The 252-nt window shown below is 28.6% G+C and carries 1 protein-coding gene; it reads left to right on the top strand.

What is annotated here, in order from left to right; translation table 11 throughout:
• The coding region (locus QP324_RS12130) for a hypothetical protein (protein WP_284816240.1) at window positions 1-252 on the top strand (252 nt) is incomplete at both ends.

Below are 252 nucleotides of genomic sequence, written 5' to 3'. Positions count from 1 at the left end.
ATTAAAATAAACGGGAATGTAGTTACTATCGATAGTACGGGTATAAGCTATAAAGTTAATAAAGGTGATAGTAATATTGATTTTTATAAATATGGATGGATGGATTATGATAACAATGAACTTATCTACCGTATTGTTATAAACACAACTAATTCTAAACGGAATAATGTTATTATTAAGGATATTCTTAATTCCGCTGGAGTTAATTACGAACAGTCAAGCATAAAAATTGCAACTGGAACTTGGGTTAAG

Origin of the sequence: Corynebacterium sp. UMB0012, assembly GCF_030216265.1 — a bacterium.
Classification (GTDB): domain Bacteria; phylum Actinomycetota; class Actinomycetes; order Mycobacteriales; family Mycobacteriaceae; genus Corynebacterium.
Note: the sequence above shows the minus strand (reverse complement) of the source record. Positions and strands in the feature narration are given on the sequence as shown.